The sequence below is a fragment of the Saccharomonospora iraqiensis subsp. paurometabolica YIM 90007 genome (assembly GCF_000231035.2).
GTDB classification, from domain to species: domain Bacteria; phylum Actinomycetota; class Actinomycetes; order Mycobacteriales; family Pseudonocardiaceae; genus Saccharomonospora; species Saccharomonospora paurometabolica.
The window spans coordinates 31,099-36,373 of record NZ_KI912247.1; the positions used below are offsets into that span (position 1 = coordinate 31,099).

General features: G+C 74.8%; 4 protein-coding genes and 1 pseudogene. 3 read left to right on the forward strand and 2 right to left on the reverse strand.

The features are described 5' to 3' along the window. Both SACPADRAFT_RS27810 and SACPADRAFT_RS0214405 read right to left on the reverse strand, forming a co-directional pair. Positions 1–665, reverse strand: a pseudogene (locus tag SACPADRAFT_RS27810) (ABC transporter permease); the annotation flags it as partial. After that, entirely contained in the window at positions 662–1,441 is a 780-nt protein-coding gene (locus SACPADRAFT_RS0214405; protein WP_007026360.1) for an ABC transporter ATP-binding protein, read from the reverse strand. The gene SACPADRAFT_RS0214405 and the pseudogene SACPADRAFT_RS27810, both read right to left, overlap by 4 nt. Positions 1,442–1,585: 144 nt before the next feature. On the opposite strand from SACPADRAFT_RS0214405, the gene SACPADRAFT_RS0214410 reads away from it, so the two are divergent. The 3 genes from SACPADRAFT_RS0214410 to SACPADRAFT_RS27815 form a co-directional block, all read left to right on the forward strand. Then, on the forward strand, positions 1,586–3,346 hold the full coding sequence (locus SACPADRAFT_RS0214410; RefSeq protein WP_007026361.1) for a sensor histidine kinase: 1,761 nt from the start codon (positions 1,586–1,588) through the stop codon (positions 3,344–3,346). Continuing rightward, positions 3,343–4,023: a response regulator transcription factor gene (locus SACPADRAFT_RS0214415; RefSeq protein ID WP_007026362.1), complete on the forward strand. Its 681-nt coding sequence runs from the start codon at positions 3,343–3,345 to the stop codon at positions 4,021–4,023. Before SACPADRAFT_RS0214410 ends, SACPADRAFT_RS0214415 begins: the two co-directional genes overlap by 4 nt. 11 nt (positions 4,024–4,034) lie before the next feature. Beyond that, positions 4,035–5,275, forward strand: a 1,241-nt coding sequence (locus SACPADRAFT_RS27815) for an amidohydrolase family protein (protein WP_007026363.1), incomplete at its 3' end; no start/stop codon positions are given.

A 5,275-nucleotide genomic window follows, 5' to 3' on the forward strand; every position in this document is an offset into this window, starting at 1 on the left:
GCGGCGAGCCGGGCCTCCCGGCGCGCCGCGGTCAGCCGGGCGGCCGAGGCGACCAGCACGAGGCTGGGCACCACCAGCACCACCACACCGACCACCGCGAGGACGTCCAGCGTCGCGTCCCGCGCCCATGCCGAGGTGGCGAAGCCGTCCTGCCTGGCCATGGACAGGGACGGGGGCAGGTCGGTGCCGGCGTGCCCCACCACCGCGACGAGCTGCCCGGGATCGGTCAGCGCCCCGGGGCCGAGCGTGCCGACGACCTCGCGGCCGTACCGGTCACCGAGCTCCGGACCGGGCGTGTCGGCCACCAGTTCGGCCAGTTCGGGCGAGAACAGCACCTCTCCGGGTCCGGGAAGCCGATCGACTCCGTCGGGCAGGGTGATCCGGGCCGGATCGACGAGGGCCGCGACGTCCACGCGCACGATGCGCCGCCCCTGGTGGTAGTCCCTGCCCGCGGCCAGCGCCAGGGTCGCGTCCTCCTGCGCCGTCCCGTACACGGGCTGTTGCCACGCGATCCGGTCGGCGCGCGCGTCGGTGGCACCCGGCAACGACACCAGCAGCAGCGTCAGTGCCGTGGCCACCGCGACTCCGGCCGCGGTGAGGATCGCCGACATCCGCGTGCGCCGGTCCCCGCGCAACACCCGGAGGGCGAGGCGGAACGCGTTCACGACACCACCCCGGCCACACTGCCGCGCACCCCGTCGATCCGGCCATCGCGCATGGTCACCGTCCGCGGCAGCGAGGCGGCCAGATCCCGGTCGTGGGTCACCACCACCACGGCCGCCCCGGTCCCGGCCGCGGAGTCCAGCAGCGCGCGCATCGTCTCCCCTCCGGTACGCGAGTCCAGCGCACCGGTCGGCTCGTCGGCGAAGATCACGTTCGGCCGGTGCCCGAGGGCCCGGGCGATGGCGACCCGCTGCGCCTCACCACCGGAGAGCTCGCCGGGCCGGTGCCTCTCCTTGCCGGCGAGTCCCAGCCGGCCCAGCCGGTCGCGGGCGGTGGCCAGCGCCGCGCCCCGCCCGAGACCGCCCAGCAGCTGCGGCAGGGCGGCGTTCTCCTCGGCGGTCAGCTCGGCCACGAGCATCCCGGACTGGAAGACGAACCCGAACCGGGTGCGGCGCAGCTCGCTGCGCGCGGTCTCGGACGCGTCGTCGATCCTCGTCCCGCCCGCGAACACCTCGCCCGCGTCGGCGGGCAGGATGCCCGCGAGCACGTGCAGCAACGTCGACTTCCCCGACCCGGACGGACCGACCACGGCCACCGCCTCGCCCGGGGCGATCTCGATGTCGACCCCGTCGAGCGCCCGCTGGGTGCCGTAGGTCTTGACCAGTCCCCGCCCGGCCAGTGCCGGTGCGGACGCCCCGGTCGGCACCGGTGGTCGGCCCGGATTCGCACCGGTGTCCGCTCCGCCCACCGGGATCGTCGTGTTCCTCCCGAAAACCATGGCAGGAACCCTCTCCCGGGTTCGGGGCCGACCGCGTCGGACGGACGGCCCGGAACCCGGGCCCGGAAATCGGCCGATCGGCCGAGCCGCCCTCGGCCCCACGGCCGCTGGGCCGAACCACCGCCTGCTCTACCGTCGTCCGACGTGGTAACGACCCGGAGCACGCGGCTCACCACCGCCCTGTCCCGCCTCGGCCCGCCGGGGGCGGTGCTGGTGGCCGCCCTGCTCGTCGACGTACTGATCATCAGCACCGCCGGGTTCGACGGGAGCGGACTCCGCGGCTCCGAGTTGTGGCTGCTGCCCGGGATCGCCGGTCTCACCGCGTGCGCACTCGCCGCCCCGGCACGGCCCGCACGGTCGGCGTGGGCCGGATCGGCCGTCCTGGTGGCCTCCAGCGCGCTCATCTCCGGCGTCGAGGCGGCCTCCTACACCGCCCTGCTCCACGGGATCACCGTCACCGAGACCGTGGCCGGGCTCGTGCTGCTGTACCACGGCGTCCGCGCGCTCCCCACGCTCGACGCGGTGTTCGCGGGCGGGGCACTGGTGCTGAGCACGCTGTTCAGCGTGGGACTGCGCGACCGGTCGGTGCCCGGTTTCTCCCTCGACGAGACCCTGCTGGCGGGTTCGGTGCTGCTCGTAATCACCGTGGCCGCCGGTGTGGTGGGGCGCGCTCGCACGACGGAGCGACCGGGTCGGGTCGGCACCCTGCTGCGCGAACAGTGGCCCGCCGTGGGCGTGCTCGCCGGAGGGTTGTTCCTCGAACTGATGTCCTTCTCGGTCCAGGCTCCGCCCACCGCGGTACTGTTCCCGTTCTCGCTGGCGGGGGCGGCCGGCGCGGTCACCGCGGTCCGGCGTCCGGTCCGGGCCGCGGTGCTGTTCGGCACCGTGCTGACGGCCACCACCGTCGTCGCGGGGGTCGTCGTCGGCCGGGGAACCTTCGGTCCCTCGGTCTACCCGGCTACCGGTGGTGTGCCGTACGGGCAGGTCGCGGCGGGCGTGGTCGTGGTGGTCGCGCTGGTGCGCCTGACTCCGCCCCGGCGGGCGGGGATGCTCATCGGCGGAATGAGCGCCGTGGTGGCCGCGGTGGCCGTGCTCCACACGATGTTCGACGACGCCCCGCCGTTGCGCACGTTGTTCGTCGGCGCGTCGCTGCTGCTCGGCCTCGCCGTGGCGTTCGGCCTGTTCCTGCGCGCCCGCGACACCGACCGCGCCCGGACCCTGGCCACCGCGGTCCACGACGCCCAGACCGCAGAGCGGATGGCGCTGGCCCGGGAACTGCACGACGTCGTCGCGCACCACGTCACCGGGATCGTGGTGCAGGCCCAGGCCGCCCGGGTGGTCGCCGAGCACAACCCGCACGCGGCGGTGGACGCGCTGGAGGGGATCGAACGGGCGGGCACCGACGCGATGACCGCCATGCGCCGCCTGGTGCGGAGCATGCGCGAACAGGCGCAGGCGGGCGCGGGCGGGTTCAGCGCGCGGGCCACCACGGATCCGGCGGCGGATCTGCGCACACTGATCGACTCGGCGAACCACGGCGTGCCCACCACCGCCGAACTCGACCTCCCGGCCGACCTCCCCGGCGAGGTGGCGCGGTCGGCGCTGCGGCTGGTGCAGGAGTCCCTGACGAACGTGGGCAAACACGCCACCGGGGCCACCGCGGTGACGGTGCGGGCGTGCACGACCGCCGACACCCTGTCCGTGGAGATCGCCGACGACGGCACCGGAGGCGTCGACGGGCCCACCGACGAGTCCGGATACGGTCTCGTCGGGATGCGCGAACGCGTGGAGCTGTTGCGCGGCAGCCTGTCCGCGGGCCCCGCCGACGACGGCGGATGGCGGGTGCGGGCGTGGATCCCGCTCGCGGCGGGGCCCACCGGGGCCGAGAGGGAGGACGGGCAGTGATCCGGGTGCTGATCGCCGACGACCAGGACATGGTGCGCGCGGGTTTCCGGATGATCCTGGACGCCCAGGACGACATCGAGGTGGTCGCGGACGTCGCCGACGGGGTCGGGGCCGTCCGCCGGGCCCGCGAACTGCGGCCCGACGTGTGCCTGCTGGACATCCGGATGCCCGGCATCGACGGGCTGGAGGCCACCGGGCGGCTCGCCGGGCCGGACGTCGCGGACCCGCTCAAGGTCGTCGTGGTCACCACGTTCGACCTCGACGAGTACGTCCACTCCGCGCTGGACAACGGTGCCTCGGGATTCCTGCTCAAGGACGCGGGGCCGGCCCTGCTGGTGGAGGCGGTGCGCGCGGCGGCACGCGGGGACGCCCTCGTCTCCCCGCAGGTCACCGTCCGGCTGCTGCGGCACTTCGCGGGCGGCGCCGGTGGCCCGGGCGGCACGGCACGGGGAGCCGACGCGTCCCCGGAACCGCTCACCGACCGGGAGCTCGACGTGACGCGGGCCGCGGCGCGCGGCCTCACCAACGGCGAGATCGGCGGCGAGCTGTACATGTCCCTGTCCACGGTGAAGACGCACCTGGCTTCGGTGCAGCACAAGCTCGGGGTGCGCAACCGGGTCGAGATCGCGGCCTGGGCCTGGCGCAACGGCGTCATGGACGCCGCGGGAGAGCATTAGGATCTCCCCGTATGACCCACCGGCTCCGGGCTCCCGTCGTGTTCCCCGCCGATCCCGCCTGCTCCGTCGTGCGGGACGGTGTCGTCGACATCGACGACACCGGTCGCATCACCCACTGCGGCCCGGCCGAGGCGGCCCCCGCCGCGCCGGGCACGGTGCGACAGCTGTCCGGCATCCTGCTGCCCGGCCTGGTCAACGCGCACGCGCACAGCCCCATGGTGCTGATGCGCGGCATGGGCGGGGACCTGCCGCTGCTGCGCTGGTTGCGGGAGGTGATCTGGCCCGCCGAGGCGAAGCTGCGCGGTGCGGACGTGCGCGCCGGGATGCTGCTCGGCTCGGTCGAGATGCTGCGCCGCGGGGTGACCACCAGCGCGGAGATGTACTTCCACGCCGGGCAGGTGGCCGACGCCGTGCTCGCCACGGGGGCACGGACGGTCGTCGGAGGGCCGATCATCGACCTGCCCGGGCTCGACTGGCGCGCGATGCTGGCCGACACGGACCGCTGGATCGACGCCGACGGCCTGCGCTTCGGGCCCGGTGAGCGGATCGAGCTGTCCTATGCGCCGCACTCGGCGTACATGCTGCCCGCCGAGGCCCTGCACGAGATCGCGAAGTCGGCGTCGGACCGGGGCGCCCTCGTGCAGATCCACGTGGCCGAGGCCGCCGACGAGGACGCCGACCAACGCGCCGCACACGGGTCGGTGCCCGCGCTGCTGGACACGGTGGGAATGCTCGACGGCAGGGTCGTCGCCGCGCACGGCGTACATCTGTCCGATGCGGACATCGCACTGCTCGCCGCGCGGGGCGCGGGGGTCGCGCACTGTCCCGGGTCGAACTCGAAACTGGCCTCCGGCATCGCCCGCCTGCCGCGGCTGCGGTCGGAGTCGGTGGCCGTCGGGCTCGGCACCGACGGTCCCGCCAGCAACGACGACCTCGACCTGTGGGAGGAGGTCCAGCTCGCCGCGATGCTCGCCCGGGTGTCCACACAGGACGCCACCGCGGTGACGGCCGCCGACTCGCTGCTGCTGGCGACCCGCGGTGGGGCCCGGGCACTCGGCCGCGACGACCTCGGCGCGCTGGAGCCGGGCCGCTGGGCCGACGTGGTGCACATCGACACCGACGACCCGGCTTTCGCCACCGGGATCGACGTCGCGGATGAGCAGTTGCTGGCGAATCTGGTCTGGGCGGCGGGCTCCCGCCGGGTCACCGACGTGTGGGTCGCGGGGGAGCACGTCGTCGCCGGAGGGGAGTC

Coding starts and splice junctions, on each gene's coding strand:
- SACPADRAFT_RS0214405 (WP_007026360.1), bottom strand. CDS start 1,441: ATGGTTTTCGGGAGGAACACGACGATCCCGGTGGGCGGAGCGGACACC.